Below are 18,115 nucleotides of genomic sequence, written 5' to 3'. Positions count from 1 at the left end.
GCCCGACCAGATCTCGGTCGGGCCGGCCCTAGGCCTTGGTCAGGGTGGCTTCGTGGGTCGCGGGGCCGGGCAGGTCGGTCACGGCCTCCGGCCGCTCGCGCAGCGACAGCACCACCCGCAGCACCCAGATCCACATCACGGCCGAGCCCAGCATGTGCAGGCCGACCAAAAGCTCGGGCAGGTCCGTGAAGTACTGCACGTAGCCGATGACGCCCTGCGCGAGCAGGATCAGGAACAGCTCGCGGGTGCGGTTCAGCGGATCCTTGGGCGCGCCGACCGCCTTGAGGACGAACCACAGGGCGAACGTCAGCGTCACCACGATCCACGCCAGCACGGCGTGCAGCTTGCTCACCGTCTCCCAGTCGAACGGCATCCGCTCGACCTCGCTGGAGTCGCCCGCGTGCGGGCCCGAGCCGGTGACGACCGTGCCGACCAGGATGAGCAGGACGGCCGCTGCGGCCAGGAACCACACCAGCTGCTGCACGGCCTTGCCGACCAGCGGGCGGGGTGCCGCGTCGCCCTCACGGGTGCGCTGCCACATCACCGTGGCCACCGCGATGAGCGCGGACGTCGCCACGAAGTGCGCCGCGACCGTGTACGGGTTGAGACCGACCAGCACCACGATGCCGCCGAGCACCGCGTTGCTCATGACGATCCAGAACTGCGCCCAGCCCAGCCGGGTCAGGCCGCGCCGGTAGGGCTTCTGCGCGCGCGCGGCGATGATGGCCCAGCCGACCGCGGCGCACAGCACGTACGCCAGCATGCGGTTGCCGAACTCGATGGCGCCGTGGACGCCCATCGCGCTGGTGGCGGTGAGCGAGTCGTCGGTGCACTTGGGCCAGGTCGGGCAGCCCAGGCCCGAGCCGGTCAGCCGTACGGCGCCGCCGGTGACGACGATGATCACCGCCATCACCAGCGCGGAGAGGGCGGCGCGCTGGACCGTCCGGGGTTCGGGGGTCCAGCGCTCGGCGATGAAGGCGAGCGGGTTGCGCAGGGCGGCCTTGGCGTCGGCGCGAGTCACGTTTGGCACGCCGTCCATCGTAGGCCGCCGCTTGTGCACGCTTTCACGAGGGTCGGTCACAGGGCCCCTTCCCTACTCCCAGCGGAAGAACTTCCCGGCCGCCGCCAGCCCCACGACCGCCCAGACGGCAAGGATCCCCAGATCGGCCCAGGGCATCCCGGCGCCGTGCTGGAGGACGTCTCGCAGCCCGTCGGACAGCGCCGAGATCGGCAGCACACCGAGCACGTCCTGGGCGCCGGCGGGGAACTTGTCGAGCGGCACGATGACCCCGCCGCCGACGAGCAGCAGCAGGAACACCAGGTTGGCCGCGGCCAGCGTCGCCTCGGCCTTCAGCGTCCCCGCCATCAGCAGACCCAGGCCCGAGAAGGCCGCCGTGCCGAGGATCAGGAGCAGCAGGACGGCGACCGGGTTGCCCTGCGGTGACCAGCCGAGCGCGAAGGCGATCACCGTCAGCAGGACCACCTGGAGCACCTCGGTGACCAGGACGGACAGCGTCTTCGCCGTCATCAGCCCCCAGCGCGGCAGAGGCGAGGAGGCCAGCCGCTTCAGCACGCCGTAGCGGCGCTCGAAGCCGGTCGCGATGGCCTGACCGGTGAACGCGGTCGACATCACCGCGAGCGCGAGGATGCCGGGGGCGAGGAAGTCGACCGCCTCGCCGGCGCCCGTGTCGACGATGTCCACGGTGCTGAACAGCACCAGGAGCAGGGTCGGGATGACGACGGTCAGCAGCAGCTGCTCACCGTTGCGCAGCAGCATCTTCGTCTCAAGAGCGGCCTGGGCCGCGATCATGCGGGGGAGGGGCGCCGCGCCGGGCTTCGGCGTGTACATCCCCGTGCCGGTGGCGGTCACGAGCGCAACTCCTTGCCAGTCAGCTCCAAAAACACGTCTTCGAGGGTGTGCCGCTCCACCGAGATCTTCTCTGGCATCACGCCGTGCTGGGCGCACCAGGAGGTGACCGTCGCCAGGAGCTGCGGGTCGACCTTGCCGGTGACCCGGTAGGAGCCGGGCGTCAGCTCGGCGGCCGAGGAGTCGGCGGGCAGGGCTTTGAGCAGCGAGCCGACGTCCAGGCCCGGCCGGCCCGAGAAGCGGAGCGTGTTCTCCGCGCCGCCCCGGCACAGCTCCTCCGGGGATCCCTGGGCGATGACCCGGCCCGCGTCGATGATCGCGACGTCGTCGGCGAGCTGCTCGGCCTCGTCCATGTAGTGGGTGGTGAGGATCACCGAGACACCGTCCGCGCGCAGGTCCCGGACGAGGTCCCAGGTGGCGCGGCGGGCCTGCGGGTCGAGCCCGGCGGTCGGCTCGTCGAGGAAGACCAGCTCCGGTCGCCCGACCACGGCCATGGCCAGCGCGAGCCGCTGCTGCTGCCCGCCGGAGAGCCGCCGGTACGTCGTACGGCCGCACGAGCCGAGCCCCAGCCGCTCGATCAGCGTGTCCACGTCGAGGGGGTGCGCGTGCAGCCTGGCCACGTGGCGGAGCATCTCGTCGGCCCGGGAGCCCGAGTAGACGCCGCCGGACTGGAGCATCACGCCGATGCGGGGCCGCAGGTCACCGGAGTGTCTCACCGGGTCGAGGCCCAGGACGCGCACCGTGCCGGAGTCCGGCTTCCGGTACCCCTCGCAGGTCTCGACCGTGGTCGTCTTGCCCGCCCCGTTGGGGCCGAGCACGGCGGTCACACCCACCCGGGCCACCAGGTCGAGCCCGTCCACCGCGGTCTTCGTGCCGTACCGCTTCACCAGGGCCTGGACCTGGACCACGGGCTCGCTTCGCATGGGTCCAGAGTCTAGGTTCGTGCGCCGGGGCTCAGAGCGGCGGGTGCGGGAACTCCTCCTCACGGGGCCGGTGGACCGCCAGCCACCGCTCGGCGTAGGCCACCGCGTCCGCCACCGGGAACAGCCGCGCCTCGGCCGCGCCCACCTTGCCGCGGACGACGGGCCGGTCCCGTTCGAAGTCGTAGCCCAGCTCGTCGAAACGGTCCGAGCTGATCGACACCTCGGTCACGGTCTCCCAGCCCTCGGGGCCCGGCCGGCCCACGGCGACGCGCGGGGACGGTATCCGGTACTCGGCGAGGTGGAAGCTCGTGCAGGAGGCGTAGCCGGCACCGAGCAGCAGCACCCGGGCGCCCATCGCCTCCAGCTTCGCCAGCGGGCTGCGCTCACCGAGCCGGCAGTCGGGCGCGTGCCCGTCGAGCACCTCCGCCGCCTGCGGGCCGAGCGCCGCGAACGAGGTCTGCGGATGCGCGCTGCGCAGGGCGCCGGGCCAGGTGCGCACGGTCTCCGGGACGACGCCGACCCCGCGGGCGGGCGTGATCCGCGGGTCGTAGGCGGGCATGGTGGCCCGGATGGCCGCCCACCATTGCGGGGGTACGGGCGGCTTGCTCCACAGGGCCGGGTCGGAGAGGTCGCCGGTCTGGGTGGGGACCACGAGCGTGCCCATCTGGCCGAGCGCGTCGAGCAATCCTCGCACCACCGCGACGGCACCGCCGTTGACCCAGCCGAGGGAGCTGAGCGAGGAGTGCACGAGGAGGGTCTCGCCGGGGCGTACACCGAGCTCGGCGAGCTGTGTCCGGAGCGTCTCGCGGGTGACAAGAGGGCCGGTCGGAGGGGGTGTGGGCATGGTTTTGGAGTGTCCCCGAAGCGGCTGCCGCATGCCACCGCTTTGATCGATCAGAGATCGTTTCCGCAGGTCAGATTAGGTTTACCTAAGTGACGCAGGGCACCGTGGCCCGCGGCATGCGCGGCTTGCCCGGTCCGGAAGAATTACGCAACAATGGCGTTGTGAAAAACGTCGGCGAGGCACCTCACGAGGAGCTGGCGACCGGGGAGCGGTCCACCCGCAACCGGGTCGCGCGGTCCATCCTGGACCACGGCCCCTCCACCGTCGCCGAGCTCGCCGAGCGGCTGGGCCTCACCCAGGCGGCCGTGCGCCGACACCTCGACGCCCTCGCGGGCGACGGTGTCGTGGAGGCGCGCGAGCAGCGGGTGTACGGCGCGCGGACCCGCGGCCGGCCGGCCAAGGTGTTCGCCCTGACGGACTGCGGCCGGGACGCCTTCGACCAGTCCTACGACAAGCTCGCGACGGACGCCCTGCGCTGGATCGCCGACCGCGAGGGCGGCAACGAGGCGATCGCCGCCTTCGCCCGCGCCAGGATCGCGGCGCAGGCCGGCGCCTACCGCCAGGCGGTCGAGACCGCCGCGCCCGAGAAGCGGACCGAAGCGCTGGCCAAGGCCCTGAGTGCCGACGGGTACGCTGCTACGGCGCGCAGCGCGCCCCACCCGCAGCAGGGTGAGCAGCTCTGTCAGCACCACTGCCCGGTCGCCCACGTCGCCGAGCAGTTCCCGCAACTGTGCGAGGCGGAGACGGAATTTTTCGCCGAGCTGCTCGGTACGCACGTACAGCGGCTCGCCACCATCGCGCACGGCGACGGCGTCTGCACGACGTTCATCCCCAAGATTTCCCATAACGCATCTGCAAGCACGGCCGGGAGGAACCCCGCATGACTCTCCCCACGGAGACTGCCCACCCCGAGCTGGAGGGCCTGGGCAACTACGAATACGGCTGGGCCGACTCCGACACGGCCGGCGCCTCTGCCAAGCGCGGCATCAACGAGGACGTCGTCCGGGACATCTCCTCCAAGAAGAACGAGCCGGAGTGGATGACCAAGCTCCGCCTCAAGGGCCTGCGCCTGTTCGAGAAGAAGCCCATGCCGAACTGGGGCTCGGACCTCTCGGGCATCGACTTCGACAACATCAAGTACTTCGTGCGCTCCACGGAGAAGCAGGCGGAGTCCTGGGAGGACCTGCCCGAGGACATCAAGAACACGTACGACAAGCTCGGCATCCCCGAGGCGGAGAAGCAGCGCCTCGTGGCCGGTGTCGCCGCGCAGTACGAGTCGGAGGTCGTCTACCACCAGATCCGTGAGGACCTGGAGGAGCAGGGCGTCATCTTCCTCGACACCGACACCGCGCTGAAGCAGCACCCGGAGCTCTTCAAGGAGTACTTCGGGACCGTCATCCCCGTCGGCGACAACAAGTTCGCGTCGCTGAACTCCGCCGTGTGGTCGGGCGGCTCCTTCATCTACGTGCCGCCGGGCGTGCACGTCGAGATCCCGCTCCAGGCCTACTTCCGTATCAACACGGAGAACATGGGCCAGTTCGAGCGGACCCTGATCATCGTCGACGAGGGTGCCTACGTGCACTACGTCGAGGGCTGCACCGCCCCGATCTACAAGTCGGACTCGCTGCACTCCGCGGTCGTCGAGATCATCGTCAAGAAGAACGCCCGCTGCCGTTACACGACCATCCAGAACTGGTCGAACAACGTCTACAACCTGGTCACCAAGCGCGCCGTCGCCTACGAGGGCGCGACCATGGAGTGGATCGACGGCAACATCGGCTCCAAGGTGACGATGAAGTACCCGGCCGTCTACCTCATGGGCGAGCACGCCAAGGGCGAGACCCTGTCCATCGCCTTCGCCGGCGAGGGCCAGCACCAGGACGCCGGCTCCAAGATGGTCCACATGGCGCCGAACACCTCGTCCAACATCGTGTCGAAGTCCGTCGCCCGCGGTGGCGGCCGTACCTCGTACCGCGGTCTGGTCGAGATCGGCGAGGGTGCGCACGGCTCGAAGTCCAACGTGCTCTGTGACGCGCTGCTCGTCGACACCATCTCCCGCTCGGACACCTACCCCTACGTCGACGTCCGCGAGGACGACGTGTCCATGGGGCACGAGGCGACCGTCTCCAAGGTCTCCGAGGACCAGCTCTTCTACCTGATGAGCCGCGGCCTCTCCGAGTTCGAGGCGATGGCGATGATCGTGCGCGGCTTCGTCGAGCCCATCGCCAAGGAACTCCCCATGGAGTACGCGCTGGAGCTCAACCGGCTGATCGAGCTGCAGATGGAGGGCGCGGTCGGCTGACCGCCCCCTCGACAGCAGACGTCCCACTCAGGAAAGAGAGCACTACGACAGCCATGGCTGAGGCCCAGAATATCCCCGTGGGATCCACCACCGCGGGCTCGATCGCGGTCGCCGCGGAGTCGACCGTCGCCACGCGTATGAGCGCGCCCCCCTCCTTCGACGTGGCGGACTTCCCCGTCCCGCACGGCCGTGAGGAGGAGTGGCGATTCACCCCGCTGGAGCGCCTGCGCGGCCTGCACGACGGCACCGCCGTCGCCACCGGCAACGGGCTCAAGGTCGAGGTCCAGGCCCCCGAGGGCGTCACCGTCGAGGCCGTCGGCCGCGACGACGCGCGGCTCGGCAAGGCCGGTACCCCGGCGGACCGCGTCGCCGCCCAGGCCTACTCGGCCTTCGAGAAGGCCTCGGTCGTGACCGTCCCCAAGGAGACCGTCCTCACCGAGCCCATCCGCATCGCGGTGCACGGCGAGGGCGGCACCGCCTTCGGCCACCAGGTGATCGAGCTGGGCGCCTTCGCCGAGGCCATCGTGGTCATCGACCACACCGGTGACGCCGTGCTCGCCGCCAACGTCGACTACCTCCTGGGCGACGGCGCCAAGCTCACCGTCGTCTCCGTCCAGGACTGGGACGACAAGGCCGTCCACATCGCCCAGCACAACGCGCTCGTCGGCCGCGACGCCTCCTTCAAGTCCGTCGTCGTCACCTTCGGCGGCGACGTCGTGCGGCTGCACCCGCGCGTGCGGTACGCCGGCCCCGGCGGCGAGGCCGAGCTGTTCGGCCTGTACCTCACCGACGCGGGCCAGCACCAGGAGCACCGCCTCCTGGTCGACCACAACGTCCCGCACTGCAAGTCGAACGTCGTCTACAAGGGCGCGCTCCAGGGCGACGGCGCGCACGCGGTGTGGATCGGCGACGTGCTCATCGAGGCCAAGGCCGAGGGCACGGACACGTACGAGATGAACCGCAACCTGGTCCTCACGGACGGGGCGCGCGTGGACTCCGTACCGAACCTCGAGATCGAGACCGGCGAGATCGTCGGCGCCGGCCACGCCTCGGCGACCGGTCGCTTCGACGACGAGCAGCTCTTCTACCTCATGGCCCGCGGCATCCCGGAGCAGGAGGCCCGCCGGCTGGTGGTCCGCGGCTTCTTCGCCGAGCTGGTCCAGCAGATCGGCCTCCCCGACATCGAGGAGCGCCTGATCGCCAAGATCGAGGAGGAGCTGGAGGCGGCGGTCGCATGACCTTCGTACGCGCCTGTGGACTGGGCGAGCTGGAGGAGGACACCCCGAAGCGGGTGGAACTCGACGGCACACCCGTGTCCATCGTGCAGACCGAGGGCGAGGTGTTCGCGATCCACGACATCTGCTCGCACGCGAACGTCTCCCTGGCGGAGGGCGAGGTCGACGACTGCCACATCGAGTGCTGGCTGCACGGCTCGCGCTTCGACCTCCGTTCCGGCAAGCCCGACGCCCTTCCGGCGACGCGCCCCGTCCCCGTATACCCCGTAAAGATCGATGGGGACGACGTGCTCGTCTCCCTCACCCAGGAGTCCTGAGGCACCCATGGCAACGCTTGAAATCCGAGACCTGCACGTCACCGTCGAGGCCGACAACGCCACGAAGGAGATCCTCAAGGGCGTCGACCTCACCGTGAAGCAGGGCGAGACGCACGCCATCATGGGCCCCAACGGCTCGGGCAAGTCGACCCTCGCCTACTCCCTCGCCGGTCACCCGAAGTACACGATCACCGGCGGCACCGTCACCCTCGACGGTGAGGACGTCCTGGAGATGTCCGTCGACGAGCGCGCCCGCGCCGGCCTCTTCCTCGCCATGCAGTACCCGGTCGAGGTCCCGGGCGTGTCCGTGTCGAACTTCCTGCGCACCTCCGCCACCGCCATCCGCGGCGAGGCCCCCAAGCTGCGCACCTGGGTGAAGGAGGTCAAGGAGGCCATGCAGCGCCTCAACATCGACCCGTCCTTCGCCGAGCGCAACGTCAACGAGGGCTTCTCCGGCGGTGAGAAGAAGCGCCACGAGATCCTCCAGCTGGAGCTGCTCAAGCCGAAGGTCGCGGTCCTCGACGAGACCGACTCCGGCCTGGACGTCGACGCCCTGCGCGTCGTGTCGGAGGGCGTGAACCGCGTCCGCGAGACGGGCGAGGTCGGCACCCTGCTGATCACGCACTACACGCGCATCCTCCGCTACATCAAGCCCGACCACGTGCACGTCTTCTCCGGCGGCCGGATCGTCGAGTCCGGCGGCGCCGAGCTCGCCGACAAGCTGGAGAACGAGGGCTACGAGGTATACACGAAGGGTGGCGCATCCGCGTGACATTGCTGCCGGGCCTCCTCGACACAGAGGCGATCCGCAAGGACTTCCCCATCCTGGACCGCCAGGTCCACGACGGTAAGAAGCTCGTGTACCTGGACAACGCGGCGACCAGCCAGAAGCCGCGCCAGGTGCTGGACGCACTCAGCGAGTACTACGAGCGCTACAACGCCAACGTCCACCGCGGTGTGCATGTGCTCGCCGAGGAGGCCACGGCGCTGTACGAGGGCGCGCGCGACAAGGTCGCGGAGTTCATCAACGCGCCCTCGCGCAACGAGGTGATCTTCACCAAGAACGCCTCGGAGTCGCTCAACCTCGTGGCGAACATGCTGGGCTGGGCCGACGAGCCCTACCGCGTGGACTCCGACACCGAGATCGTCATCACGGAGATGGAGCACCACTCCAACATCGTGCCGTGGCAGCTGCTCGCGCAGCGCACGGGCGCGAAGCTGAAGTGGTTCGGCCTCACCGACGACGGCCGCCTGGACCTGTCCAACATCGACGAGGTCATCAACGAGAAGACGAAGATCGTCTCCTTCGTGCTGGTCTCCAACATCCTGGGCACCCAGAACCCGGTCGAGGCGATAGTGCGCCGCGCCCAGGAGGTCGGTGCGCTGGTGTGCATCGACGCCTCCCAGGCCGCGCCGCACATGCCGCTGGACGTGCAGGCCCTCCAAGCCGACTTCGTGGCCTTCACCGGCCACAAGATGTGTGGCCCGACGGGCATCGGCGTTCTGTGGGGACGGCAGGAACTCCTTGAGGACCTGCCCCCCTTCCTCGGCGGCGGCGAGATGATCGAGACGGTGTCGATGCACTCGTCGACCTACGCCCCGGCGCCCCACAAGTTCGAGGCGGGCACGCCCCCGGTCGCCCAGGCGGTCGGTCTCGGCGCGGCGATCGACTACCTCAACTCGATCGGCATGGACAAGATCCTCGCCCATGAGCACGCGCTCACCGAGTACGCGGTGAAGCGGCTGCTGGAGGTACCCGACCTGCGCATCATCGGCCCGACCACGGCCGAGGAGCGGGGCGCGGCGATCTCCTTCACGCTCGGCGACATCCACCCGCACGACGTGGGCCAGGTCCTCGACGAGCAGGGCATCGCGGTCCGGGTCGGCCACCACTGCGCCCGGCCGGTCTGCCTCCGCTACGGAATTCCTGCGACCACGCGAGCGTCGTTCTATCTGTACTCCACGCCGGCCGAGATCGACGCACTGGTCGACGGCCTGGAGCACGTACGGAACTTCTTCGGCTGAGGGGCGTGCTGAACGGTGAAACTGGACTCCATGTACCAGGAAGTCATCCTGGACCACTACAAGAACCCGCACGGGCGGGGCTTGCGGGATGGCGACGCCGAGGTGCACCACGTCAACCCGACGTGCGGTGACGAGATCACACTGCGCGTGAAGTACGACGGCACCACGATCGAGGACGTCTCGTACGAGGGCCAGGGCTGTTCGATCAGCCAGGCGAGCGCGTCCGTACTGAACGAACTCCTCGTCGGCAAGGACCTCTCCGACGCGCGGAAGATCCAGGAGACCTTCCTGGAGCTGATGCAGTCCAAGGGGAAGCTCGAACCCGACGACGCGATGGAGGACATCCTGGAGGACGCGGTCGCGTTCGCCGGGGTGTCCAAGTACCCGGCCCGGGTGAAGTGCGCCCTGCTGAGCTGGATGGCCTGGAAGGACGCGACGGCCCAGGTACTGGGCGGAGCCGACGCCGAGAAGGAGACGACGGCATGAGCGAGACCGTTGAGATGAAGCCGGCCTCGGAGGAAGAGGTCCGTGAGGCGCTGTACGACGTCGTCGACCCCGAGCTGGGCATCGACGTCGTCAACCTCGGCCTGATCTACGGCATCCACATCGACGACGCGAACATCGCGACGCTCGACATGACCCTGACCTCGGCGGCCTGTCCGCTGACGGACGTCATCGAGGACCAGGCGAAGTCCGCCACGGACGGCCTCGTGAACGAGCTGCGCATCAACTGGGTCTGGATGCCGCCGTGGGGCCCCGACAAGATCACGGACGACGGGCGTGAGCAGCTCCGCGCTCTCGGCTTCAACGTCTGAGATCCACTGACGCACATGAGGGCGGCACCCTTCCGGGTGCCGCCCTCACGCATGCTCAGTCCAGCCCGGACACGATCTGGAACGACGTGTCCGAGTGGTACTGGTGACTGTGCTCGTAGGGGTCCAGGCGGAGCTGGAAGTTGCGGTGCCGCAGGAAGCGCCCCGGGTAGTTGACCGACTCCAGCGTGAGCGTTCCCGAAGGGGACCAGAAGCGGGGGCAGAACGTGGCGTCCTTGCGGAACAGGGACGAGCCGTCGTCGCTGTTCGCGACCAGGACGAAGCTGCGGTGGCGGAGGTACCGGCCGTCCGCGGTGGTGAAGGAGTAGCAGGAGGAGTCGGAGAGGCCGCTGACGCGCTTGAAGGTGGCGTCCTCGCGCTGCTCGGGGCCGGAACCGATCTGGTCGAGGCGCACAGAGCCGTCGCGCACCCGCCAGTAGCGGTCGGGGAAGCTGACCGAGCGTATGGATATGCCGTGGGAGGACGGGGGCTTCGGGCGCTTCGAAGGAGCGGGGGACGCCTTCGGTGGCTTCGGGGCCTTCGTCTGGGGCTCCGGACTCGGGGCGGCCGTGGGAGCGCTGCTGGTCGGGGTGGGGGACGGGTGGGCGCGGTCCGCGCCGGGCTTCTCGGTGCCGTCCTCGGACGGGGTCGCGAAGGAGATTAGGCCGCCGGGGGCCGAACTGCTGAGGGTGGTCGGCTCCGCCGCCCGGTGTTCCGGCTCGCCGGACTCGCTCTCCATCACTGTGATGGCCGTGACGCACGCGGTGATCGTGGCCAGGGCCAGCGTGCCCGCCAGCCACAGCCGTCGCGTCCCCGGTGCCCGGGTGGTGTCCGGGGCCCAGCCGCTCTCCCAGGGGCGGTCCTGGGGCGGCCGGGACTTGTCTTGTGACATGCGCTGTTCCTCCGGCGGGGCACCCTTGACGGCGGCGCAGTTGTGGTGGCCCGGTGTGTGATCGGTGGACACCGTAGTGGACTCGTGGGGCGCCTGTGGCGCGTTTTATGAGAGCGGTGTGAGAGCGGTTTCTCCTTGAGATCAAGGCCCGCGACATGTACGGGTGTACATATGTTGTGTACGGTCGTACACATGGGTTATCTGCTGCTGGCCGGCGCCATAGCCGCCGAAGTGGCCGCGACCACGGCCATGAAGTACAGCGAGGGGTTCAGCAGGATCGGGCCCTCGCTGCTCACGCTTTTCGGCTACGTCCTCTCTTTCGGGCTGCTCGCGCAGACCCTGAAGACCGTGTCGGTCGGCACGGCCTACGCCATCTGGGCCGGGGTCGGCACCGCCGCCATCGCCACGATCGGGATCGTGTTCCTGGGGGAGGGCATGACCGTCGCCAAGGCCGCCGGGATCGCGCTGATCATCATCGGGGTCGTGGTGCTGAACCTGGGAGGTGCTCACTGATGCCCCGGCGCCACGACCCCGAGCGGCGGCAGCGGATCATCGACGCGGCGATCCGGGTCGTCGGCTCGAAGGGCATCGCCGGACTGAGCCACCGCACCGTCGCCGCCGAGGCGGATGTGCCGCTCGGCTCCACGACGTACCACTTCACCACCCTCGACGAGCTGCTGGTCGCCGCACTGCGGCAGACCAACGAGGGCTTCGCCAAGATGGTCGCCTCGTGCGGCGGCCTGGAGGATCCCCGGGCCGATCTGGCCGCCGAACTCGCCGGGTGGATCGGGCAGTGGCTCACCGGTGACCGTACGGGTGTGGAGCTGGAGTACGAGCTGTACCTGGCCGCCCTGCGCCGGCCCGCCCTGCGGCCCGTCGCCGCCGAGTGGGCCGAGGGGGTCGCCGAGCTGCTGTCCCCCCGGACGGATCCCGTCACCGCCCGGGCGCTGGTGGCGGTCGTCGACGGCATCTGCCTCCAGGTCCTGCTGACGGGGGCACCGTACGACGAGGGGTACGCGCGGGAGGTGCTGGGGCGGGTGCTCGCGGGGGCGGCGGCTGGATGAGCCGGTGCGCGGGGGCGCACCGGGGGCGTCTGTGGGCGGGTCGTCCGTGGGTCGAGGGTGTCGGTATGGGGAGGAGCGTCTGTGGGCGGGGCGTTCCGGGCGGGGCGTCAGTCGAGGGGAGCGGCCATGGGAGGGCGTGCGTGGGCGGGGGCCCTGCCGGCCCCTGCCCGGCGGGGCCTCCGTGGGGGAGGCGTGTGGTGGGGTGTCCGTAGGGCGGGGATGTCGGTAGGGGAGGGGCGGCCGCGGGCGGGGCCCTGGCGGGGGTCTGCCCGGCCGGGGCGTCGTGGGGGCTCCGCCCATCGGCGGAGCTGTTGGTGGGGGAGGCGTGCGTGGGCGGAGCGTCCGTAGGCCGGGGCGCCGGTATGGGAGGGGCGACCGTCGGGCGGGGGCTGTCCCCCGGAGGCGTGCGTGGGTGAGGTGTCCGTAGGCCGGGGCGCCGGCATGGGGAGGGGGGACCGTCGGGCGGGGGTTGTCCCCCGGAGGCGTGCGTGGGTGGGGTGTCCGTGCTGCTGAGGGGCGTCTTCGACGGGGGGATACCGCCCGTCCCGTGAGACGCCCCCACACCGGTTCGCATCCATCGGCGTCCGCCGGTTAGGTTGCCCTCATGACCGACACGACTGCTCCTCGCACCACCGGCGCCGTGGCCGCCGGCCTCGCCACGATCGCCGCCGACGGCACCGTTCTCGACACCTGGTTCCCCGCGCCCGAGCTGGCCGACCAGCCCGGCCCGTCCGGCACCGAGCGGCTGTCCGCCGAGCGTGCCGCGGAGCTGCTCGGTGGTGGCGCGACCGCGGCGATCGGCCCGGACGCCCGCCGGGGCGTCGAGGTGGTCGCGGTCCGCACGGTCATCGCCTCGCTCGACGAGAAGCCGATCGACGCGCACGATACCTACCTGCGTCTGCACCTGCTCTCCCACCGCCTGGTCAAGCCGCACGGCCAGAGCCTGGACGGCATCTTCGGCTTCCTCTCCAACGTCGCCTGGACTTCGCTCGGCCCGGTCGCCGTCGACGACCTCGAGAAGGTGCGGCTGAACGCCCGCGCCGAGGGCCTGCACCTCCAGGTGACCTCCGTCGACAAGTTCCCGCGCATGACGGACTACGTGGCCCCCAAGGGCGTCCGCATCGCCGACGCCGACCGGGTGCGCCTCGGCGCCCACCTCGCCGAGGGCACCACGGTCATGCACGAGGGCTTCGTCAACTTCAACGCCGGCACGCTCGGCACCTCGATGGTCGAGGGCCGCATCTCCGCCGGTGTCGTGATCGGCGACGGCTCGGACATCGGCGGCGGCGCCTCCACGATGGGCACCCTCTCCGGCGGCGGCAACGTCATCATCTCCATCGGTGAGCGCTGCCTGATCGGTGCCGAGGCGGGCGTGGGCATCGCGCTCGGCGACGAGTGCGTCGTCGAGGCCGGCCTCTACGTCACCGCCGGCACCCGCGTCACCATGCCCGACGGCCAGATCATCAAGGCCCGCGAGCTGTCCGGCGCCTCCAACATCCTCTTCCGCCGCAACTCGGTCACCGGCACGGTCGAGGCCCGGCCGAACAACGCGGTGTGGGGCGGGCTGAACGAGATCCTCCACAGCCACAACTGACGGTCCCGCGATGATCCCGTACGGATGACCCGGCGTGACCTCGCGGTGGTTTTGGCAGATGAACGGGTGGACGCAGTGTCCGATCAGACGCCGAACGACGAAACGAGGACCGGGTCATGAGGAACGAGCGGGGGCGGGCCGGGCTCCGGCTGGCCGGGGTGGTCGCGGCGCTGGCGGTGTGCTGGCTGCCGGCGGGCGCCGCGCACGCCGACGAGACCAACACGGGCTCGCACAACGGCCACCGGGTCGGTCTGGTCAACGTCAACGTCGGTCAGATCGACGACCCGGCGGAGGACGTGCTGGAGCACACGCTGCTGTTCGGTGACGGGTACGCCTGGAACTGAGCCGGCAGACAAGACGGGACGGCCCGCACCGCAGGTGACTGCGGTGCGGGCCGTCCCATTCTCGTTGCCGGCCGGTGGCATAGCGGCGCGCCCCCGCACGCGTCACAGGGAGTACGGGGGCCGGACACAGGGTTTCGCCCCGGGGGAGAGCGAAGGTGACGATGGATGCCGAAGCGCAGGAGAGTTTCCGGGAGTTCGTGGCGAACCGGTCGTCCGCGCTACTGAAGACCGCCGTCCTGCTCAGCGGCGGCGACCGGCACGCGGGCGAGGACCTGCTCCAGAACGCGCTGATCAAGGCGGCGGGTCGCTGGCACCGCATCGACGAGCCCGAGGCGTACGTCCGGCAGGTCCTCTACCGGCAGCAGGTCAGCCGCTGGCGGCTGAAGTGGCCGAGGCGTGAACTGAGCGTCGCCGAACCGCCGGAGACCGGCACCGAGCCGGACGCCTCCGGCGCCGCCGAGCTGCGTCTGGTGATGCGCGGCGCGCTGGCCCGGCTGACCGCCCGGCAGCGCACCGTGCTCGTGCTGCGCTACTTCGAGGATCTGCCCGAGGGCGACGTGGCCCGCATCCTGGGCTGCTCCGTCGGCACCGTACGGTCCGCCACCCATCGTTCCCTCGCCCGGCTGCGCGCCCTCGCGCCCGAGCTGGCCGCCCTCGGCCCGGCCGCCGCCGAACAGCGGCCCTCCCCCGACTACTCGCCCGTGGAGGTGCGTCAGTGAACGTCGACGAACTCGTGCGTGACGCACTGCGCGACCAGGCCGAGGGGCAGCCGCCCGCAGGTCCCGGCTTCGCTGAGCGGGTGCTGTCGGTCCGGCGGCGCCGTCGCAGCCGACGGCTCGCGACCGTCGCCGCGGCGGCAGCAGCCGTGATCGCCGTCGTCGTGGCCGTGCCCGTCCTGGACTCCGGCAAGCAGGACGTACGCCCCTCGGGCGGGGTCGAGCAGACCGGCATCACCCCCCACCCGGACCAGTCGCCGCCGCGCGACATGATCGCGGCCGGGCGGGTCGCGCTGGCCGCGTACTTCATCGGAACGGTCGTCGAGCAGTCCGCCGACCGTGCCGTTTCGCAGCGCACGTACTGGCTGCTGAACCCGAAGACGAAGAAGTACGCGAAGGACGACCGGTGGTCGTACGTCGCGATCGCCCCCGGAATGACGACCGCCGCCGTGCTGGAGCGGAACCTGCCCGTACCGCGCATCGGGCTGCTCGACCTGGCGAGCGGACAGGTCAAGCGGTGGATCCCGGTCGACCGGCCGGTGGCTGGAGTGGAGTTCTCCACCGACGGCAGGAAGCTCGTCGCGACGACGTACAGCAAGAATCCCGACCGCCGGGTGAAGGTCGACGGGGCGGAGGGCTGGGAGGCCCCGTTCACGCAGTCGGACCGGACCGGGTTCCATGTCATCGACGTGGCGTCCGGGAGCAGCTCCTGGACCGGGGTGGAGATCGGCGGCGGTGCGCACAACCCCGAGACGTTCATCAACTCCCGTCAGGACTTCGCCTTCACCCGCGACAGCCGTCTCGTCTGGTCCGGGATGCCCACCGAACCCGGCGAGAAGTTCTACGACTTCACCGGCCGGGAAGTCGCCCCGCCGGCGCTGGAGCGGTACCGCGACTGGTCCGTCGACGCGGGGGTGTCACCGGACGGGCAGCTCGTCGCCGGCCCGTTCGCGGGGCGGAACTGGAAGACGTCGTCCTTCGTCCTCGACGCCCGCACCGGGAAGCAGCGCGAGGTACGTGGGCAGCAGCTGCTCGCCTGGGCGGACGGGAACTCGCTCGTCGCCTGGGACATCGGGCCGGACGGGAACGAGTTCCACCAGCGGCTGGTGCTGGTGACCATCGGCGGCCAGAAGACCACCCCGCTCAGCGACTTCCGGTCTCCCAAGGACAACAGCAAGGGGCGGTGGGAGCCGGTGTTCGCGGAGCGGTGATCAGGTCCCGGCGAGGTCCGCGTGGAGCGACAGCAGGCTGGCGGTCGTGGCCGGGCCGGCGGCCCGGAGCGGGGCGCGGACCGGCCCTGCGGGGAGGGCCAGGGCGCTCAGGAGTGCCTTGACCGTGACGGAGCCCGGCAGGCCCGCCGACATGATCGCCTCGATGAGGGGGGTGGCCTGCTGCTGGAGGCGGGCCGCCCGGGCCGTGTCGCCCGCGTCGAACGCGTCCAGGACCGCTCGGAGATGGTTCGGGGTCACGTTCGCGACCGTACTGACGTAACCCGTGCCGCCCACGGCGTACAGCGCGAGGTTGTGTTCGTCGCATCCCGCGTAGTACGCCAGGGCCGTGCGGGCCAGTACCTTCTGGGCGCCCAGGAAGTCGTAGGAGCAGTCCTTGACCGCGACGATCCTGGGATGGTCGGCGAGGCGGAGGATCGTCTCCGGCTCGACGCGGGAGCCGGTGCGGGCCGGGATGTCGTAGAGCATGAGCGGGAGTCCGGAGGCGTCCGCGACCTCTCGGAAGTGGGCCTCGATCGCGTCCTGCGGGGGGCGGCTGTAGTACGGAGACACCACCAACAGGCCGTCCGCTCCCGCCTTTTCGGCTTCCCGGGCCAGTTCGGTGGTGTGGCGGGTGTCGGGCGTGCCGATGCCGGTGACGACCTTCGCCCGGTCGCCCACCGCCTCCCGGACGGCAGCGACGAGGGCCGACTTCTCGGCGTCCGTGGTGGTGGGGGACTCGCCCGTCGTGCCGGAGAGGACCAAGCCGTCGCAGCCGTTCGCCACCAGGTGGGTGGCGAGGTGCTGGGCGCCGTCGAGGTCCACGGCCCCCGACGGGGTGAGGGGAGTGATCATGGCACAGAGGGTGCGGCCGAAGGGTGTCGTCATGCGGGTAGTGTCGGCAGCCCCTTCGTGTAGCTCCACTTAATTTTGCTACCGAGTAGCGTTAAGTTCTGCTTGGGTTTGACGGTGGGGTCGTTCTGCTCGCGCCCTGTCGCGGTGGGTGTCCGCGGGGTCGACCGTCCGTGTCGCCGGGGGCGACTCTCAGGGGTAGCGGCGGGGCCGCCCGGGTACCCGGGTGTTCCTGACTTCGAGAGGAGGCGGAACACCGTGACAGGGACCATGGATCATCGGGCCGTGCGCGACGAGCGCCACTCCGTGGGCGAGCTCGTCGGGCAGGCCACGGAGCAGCTCTCCACGCTCATGCGGCAGGAAGTGGCTCTCGCCAAGGAGGAGCTGGCCGAGAAGGGGCGGCGCGCGGGACGCGGCGGCGGGCTGCTCGGGGCGGCGGGTGCCGTCGCGTACGCCGGGTTCCTCGCCCTGGCCGGGACGGGTGCCGCCGCGCTCTCGCTGGTGCTGCCCGTATGGGCCGCCGCGCTGATCGTGACGGGGGTGCTGTTCGCGATCGCGGCCGTCCTGGCGGCTGTCGGGCGGGGCCAGCTGCGGAAGGCCGCGCCGCCCACGCCTGAGCGGACTCTCGGCAGTGTCAGGGCGGACGTGGAGGAGATCAAGGAGAGGGCGCATCGATGACGGACGCGACGAGTGGGGCGAAGGGGCCCGATGAGCTGCGGCGGCAGATCGAGCAGACGCGGAGTGAACTCGGTAACACGGTGGAGCGGCTGGCGGGGAAGGCGGATGTGAAGGGCCGTGCCCGGGCGCGGGCCGCTGATTGGCAGGACAAGGCCGGGGCGATGACGGTGCAGTTGCGGAGCAGTGCCGCGCAGGCCGGGCGCACCGTGCACGACAGGGCGACGCATGTGGGGCCTCGTCCGGTGCGGTCCGTCGTCCAGGCCGGGATGCGGCATCCGAAGCCGGTGCTGGTGGCCGGGGCGGCGGGGGCCGTGGTGGCTGTCGGGGTGCTGCGGTGGAGGCATGCGCACGGGCATCACTGAGCGACGGGGTCGCGTGTGGGGCGCGGCCCCTTCTTGACCTCAAGCTTGGTCGAGGTTGAAAGGTGGGGTGTGTTCGCGAC

The 18,115-nt window shown here is 70.5% G+C and carries 22 protein-coding genes; 16 read left to right on the top strand and 6 right to left on the bottom strand.

All coding sequences use genetic code 11. From position 1 onward, the window contains the following. Positions 1–28: 28 nt before the first annotated feature. Genes CEB94_RS10140 through CEB94_RS10125 form a run of 4 tightly spaced genes read right to left on the bottom strand, consistent with a single transcriptional unit; the run spans position 29 to position 3,634 of the window. Complete coding sequence (locus tag CEB94_RS10140; RefSeq protein WP_175431867.1) at positions 29–1,039, bottom strand: COX15/CtaA family protein; 1,011 nt, start codon at positions 1,037–1,039, stop codon at positions 29–31. A 54-nt stretch (positions 1,040–1,093) separates the two neighbouring features. Further along, entirely contained in the window at positions 1,094–1,849 is a 756-nt protein-coding gene (locus CEB94_RS10135; protein ID WP_175436955.1) for an ABC transporter permease, read from the bottom strand. A 17-nt stretch (positions 1,850–1,866) separates the two neighbouring features. Beyond that, complete coding sequence (locus CEB94_RS10130; RefSeq protein ID WP_175431866.1) at positions 1,867–2,790, bottom strand: ABC transporter ATP-binding protein; 924 nt, start codon at positions 2,788–2,790, stop codon at positions 1,867–1,869. 31 nt (positions 2,791–2,821) lie between these two features. Next, complete coding sequence (locus CEB94_RS10125) at positions 2,822–3,634, bottom strand: AAC(3) family N-acetyltransferase (protein ID WP_175431865.1); 813 nt, start codon at positions 3,632–3,634, stop codon at positions 2,822–2,824. Between the two features lie 161 nt (positions 3,635–3,795). Here CEB94_RS10125 and CEB94_RS10120 point away from each other — a divergent pair, with 161 nt between their 5' ends. From CEB94_RS10120 to CEB94_RS10085, 8 genes are read left to right on the top strand one after another with little or no spacing between them, the layout of a single operon-like run. After that, positions 3,796–4,518, top strand: a complete 723-nt coding sequence (locus CEB94_RS10120) for a helix-turn-helix transcriptional regulator (RefSeq protein ID WP_175431864.1) — start codon at positions 3,796–3,798, stop codon at positions 4,516–4,518. Beyond that, complete coding sequence (sufB, locus tag CEB94_RS10115; protein WP_175431863.1) at positions 4,515–5,936, top strand: Fe-S cluster assembly protein SufB; 1,422 nt, start codon at positions 4,515–4,517, stop codon at positions 5,934–5,936. Before CEB94_RS10120 ends, sufB begins: the two co-directional genes overlap by 4 nt. A gap of 53 nt (positions 5,937–5,989) precedes the next feature. Beyond that, entirely contained in the window at positions 5,990–7,174 is a 1,185-nt protein-coding gene (sufD, locus tag CEB94_RS10110; protein WP_175431862.1) for a Fe-S cluster assembly protein SufD, read from the top strand. After that, entirely contained in the window at positions 7,171–7,488 is a 318-nt protein-coding gene (locus tag CEB94_RS10105; RefSeq protein ID WP_142164656.1) for a non-heme iron oxygenase ferredoxin subunit, read from the top strand. Before sufD ends, CEB94_RS10105 begins: the two co-directional genes overlap by 4 nt. 7 nt (positions 7,489–7,495) lie before the next feature. Further along, positions 7,496–8,260 (top strand): Fe-S cluster assembly ATPase SufC, encoded by a 765-nt coding sequence (gene sufC, locus CEB94_RS10100; RefSeq protein WP_175431861.1) that lies wholly within the window; start codon positions 7,496–7,498, stop codon positions 8,258–8,260. Continuing rightward, positions 8,257–9,513, top strand: a complete 1,257-nt coding sequence (locus CEB94_RS10095; protein WP_175431860.1) for a cysteine desulfurase — start codon at positions 8,257–8,259, stop codon at positions 9,511–9,513. Before sufC ends, CEB94_RS10095 begins: the two co-directional genes overlap by 4 nt. Positions 9,514–9,528: 15 nt before the next feature. Continuing rightward, entirely contained in the window at positions 9,529–9,999 is a 471-nt protein-coding gene (sufU, locus tag CEB94_RS10090) for a Fe-S cluster assembly sulfur transfer protein SufU (protein ID WP_031143574.1), read from the top strand. Next, positions 9,996–10,328 (top strand): metal-sulfur cluster assembly factor, encoded by a 333-nt coding sequence (locus CEB94_RS10085; protein ID WP_102911749.1) that lies wholly within the window; start codon positions 9,996–9,998, stop codon positions 10,326–10,328. Before sufU ends, CEB94_RS10085 begins: the two co-directional genes overlap by 4 nt. A 55-nt stretch (positions 10,329–10,383) precedes the next feature. On the opposite strand, the gene CEB94_RS10080 is transcribed toward CEB94_RS10085, so the two are convergent. Beyond that, a complete protein-coding gene (locus CEB94_RS10080; protein ID WP_175431859.1) occupies positions 10,384–11,217 on the bottom strand; it encodes an AbfB domain-containing protein in 834 nt (277 codons plus the stop codon). 192 nt (positions 11,218–11,409) lie between these two features. Between CEB94_RS10080 and CEB94_RS10075 the strand changes: the two genes are divergently transcribed. The 6 genes from CEB94_RS10075 to CEB94_RS10050 all read left to right on the top strand — a co-directional run bounded on the left by CEB94_RS10075 (position 11,410) and on the right by CEB94_RS10050 (position 16,146). Beyond that, positions 11,410–11,730: a DMT family transporter gene (locus tag CEB94_RS10075; protein ID WP_031143568.1), complete on the top strand. Its 321-nt coding sequence runs from the start codon at positions 11,410–11,412 to the stop codon at positions 11,728–11,730. Beyond that, positions 11,730–12,281 (top strand): TetR/AcrR family transcriptional regulator, encoded by a 552-nt coding sequence (locus tag CEB94_RS10070; RefSeq protein WP_175431858.1) that lies wholly within the window; start codon positions 11,730–11,732, stop codon positions 12,279–12,281. Before CEB94_RS10075 ends, CEB94_RS10070 begins: the two co-directional genes overlap by 1 nt. Before the next feature lie 604 nt (positions 12,282–12,885). Then, complete coding sequence (gene dapD, locus CEB94_RS10065; protein ID WP_175431857.1) at positions 12,886–13,875, top strand: 2,3,4,5-tetrahydropyridine-2,6-dicarboxylate N-succinyltransferase; 990 nt, start codon at positions 12,886–12,888, stop codon at positions 13,873–13,875. Positions 13,876–13,991: 116 nt separating this feature from the next. Continuing rightward, positions 13,992–14,219 carry a hypothetical protein gene (locus CEB94_RS10060; protein WP_175431856.1) on the top strand — a complete coding sequence of 76 codons (228 nt, stop codon included), beginning with the start codon at positions 13,992–13,994 and terminating at the stop codon, positions 14,217–14,219. Positions 14,220–14,380: 161 nt separating this feature from the next. Further along, positions 14,381–14,938, top strand: a complete 558-nt coding sequence (locus CEB94_RS10055; protein WP_175431855.1) for a SigE family RNA polymerase sigma factor — start codon at positions 14,381–14,383, stop codon at positions 14,936–14,938. Next, positions 14,935–16,146 (top strand): WD40 repeat domain-containing protein, encoded by a 1,212-nt coding sequence (locus CEB94_RS10050; protein ID WP_175431854.1) that lies wholly within the window; start codon positions 14,935–14,937, stop codon positions 16,144–16,146. The genes CEB94_RS10055 and CEB94_RS10050 overlap by 4 nt, the downstream gene beginning before the upstream one ends. On the opposite strand, the gene dapA is transcribed toward CEB94_RS10050, so the two are convergent. Continuing rightward, positions 16,147–17,031, bottom strand: coding sequence for a 4-hydroxy-tetrahydrodipicolinate synthase (gene dapA / locus CEB94_RS10045; protein WP_175431853.1), 885 nt, complete (start codon positions 17,029–17,031; stop codon positions 16,147–16,149). 222 nt (positions 17,032–17,253) lie between these two features. On the opposite strand from dapA, the gene CEB94_RS10040 reads away from it, so the two are divergent. Together CEB94_RS10040 and CEB94_RS10035 are read left to right on the top strand one after the other, a co-directional pair. Further along, on the top strand, positions 17,254–17,673 hold the full coding sequence (locus CEB94_RS10040) for a phage holin family protein (protein ID WP_175431852.1): 420 nt from the start codon (positions 17,254–17,256) through the stop codon (positions 17,671–17,673). Further along, the gene (locus tag CEB94_RS10035) at positions 17,670–18,035 is read left to right on the top strand and encodes a DUF3618 domain-containing protein (RefSeq protein WP_175431851.1); all 366 of its coding nucleotides are present in this window, start codon (positions 17,670–17,672) and stop codon (positions 18,033–18,035) included. The genes CEB94_RS10040 and CEB94_RS10035 overlap by 4 nt, the downstream gene beginning before the upstream one ends. Positions 18,036–18,115 lie beyond the last annotated feature (80 nt).

This window comes from Streptomyces hawaiiensis (genome assembly GCF_004803895.1).
GTDB lineage: Bacteria > Actinomycetota > Actinomycetes > Streptomycetales > Streptomycetaceae > Streptomyces > Streptomyces hawaiiensis.
Note: the sequence above shows the minus strand (reverse complement) of the source record. Positions and strands in the feature narration are given on the sequence as shown.

Excerpts from the sequence above, each read along its gene's own strand:
- CEB94_RS10140 (WP_175431867.1), bottom strand. The coding sequence starts at position 1,039 with ATGGACGGCGTGCCAAACGTGACTCGCGCCGACGCCAAGGCCGCCCTG.
- CEB94_RS10135 (WP_175436955.1), bottom strand. The coding sequence starts at position 1,849 with ATGTACACGCCGAAGCCCGGCGCGGCGCCCCTCCCCCGCATGATCGCG.
- CEB94_RS10130 (WP_175431866.1), bottom strand. The coding sequence starts at position 2,790 with ATGCGAAGCGAGCCCGTGGTCCAGGTCCAGGCCCTGGTGAAGCGGTAC.
- CEB94_RS10125 (WP_175431865.1), bottom strand. The coding sequence starts at position 3,634 with ATGCCCACACCCCCTCCGACCGGCCCTCTTGTCACCCGCGAGACGCTC.
- sufB (WP_175431863.1), top strand. The coding sequence starts at position 4,515 with ATGACTCTCCCCACGGAGACTGCCCACCCCGAGCTGGAGGGCCTGGGC.
- sufD (WP_175431862.1), top strand. The coding sequence starts at position 5,990 with ATGGCTGAGGCCCAGAATATCCCCGTGGGATCCACCACCGCGGGCTCG.
- CEB94_RS10105 (WP_142164656.1), top strand. The coding sequence starts at position 7,171 with ATGACCTTCGTACGCGCCTGTGGACTGGGCGAGCTGGAGGAGGACACC.
- sufC (WP_175431861.1), top strand. The coding sequence starts at position 7,496 with ATGGCAACGCTTGAAATCCGAGACCTGCACGTCACCGTCGAGGCCGAC.
- CEB94_RS10085 (WP_102911749.1), top strand. The coding sequence starts at position 9,996 with ATGAGCGAGACCGTTGAGATGAAGCCGGCCTCGGAGGAAGAGGTCCGT.
- CEB94_RS10080 (WP_175431859.1), bottom strand. The coding sequence starts at position 11,217 with ATGTCACAAGACAAGTCCCGGCCGCCCCAGGACCGCCCCTGGGAGAGC.
- CEB94_RS10075 (WP_031143568.1), top strand. The coding sequence starts at position 11,410 with ATGGGTTATCTGCTGCTGGCCGGCGCCATAGCCGCCGAAGTGGCCGCG.
- CEB94_RS10070 (WP_175431858.1), top strand. The coding sequence starts at position 11,730 with ATGCCCCGGCGCCACGACCCCGAGCGGCGGCAGCGGATCATCGACGCG.
- dapD (WP_175431857.1), top strand. The coding sequence starts at position 12,886 with ATGACCGACACGACTGCTCCTCGCACCACCGGCGCCGTGGCCGCCGGC.
- CEB94_RS10060 (WP_175431856.1), top strand. The coding sequence starts at position 13,992 with ATGAGGAACGAGCGGGGGCGGGCCGGGCTCCGGCTGGCCGGGGTGGTC.
- CEB94_RS10055 (WP_175431855.1), top strand. The coding sequence starts at position 14,381 with ATGGATGCCGAAGCGCAGGAGAGTTTCCGGGAGTTCGTGGCGAACCGG.
- dapA (WP_175431853.1), bottom strand. The coding sequence starts at position 17,031 with ATGACGACACCCTTCGGCCGCACCCTCTGTGCCATGATCACTCCCCTC.
- CEB94_RS10035 (WP_175431851.1), top strand. The coding sequence starts at position 17,670 with ATGACGGACGCGACGAGTGGGGCGAAGGGGCCCGATGAGCTGCGGCGG.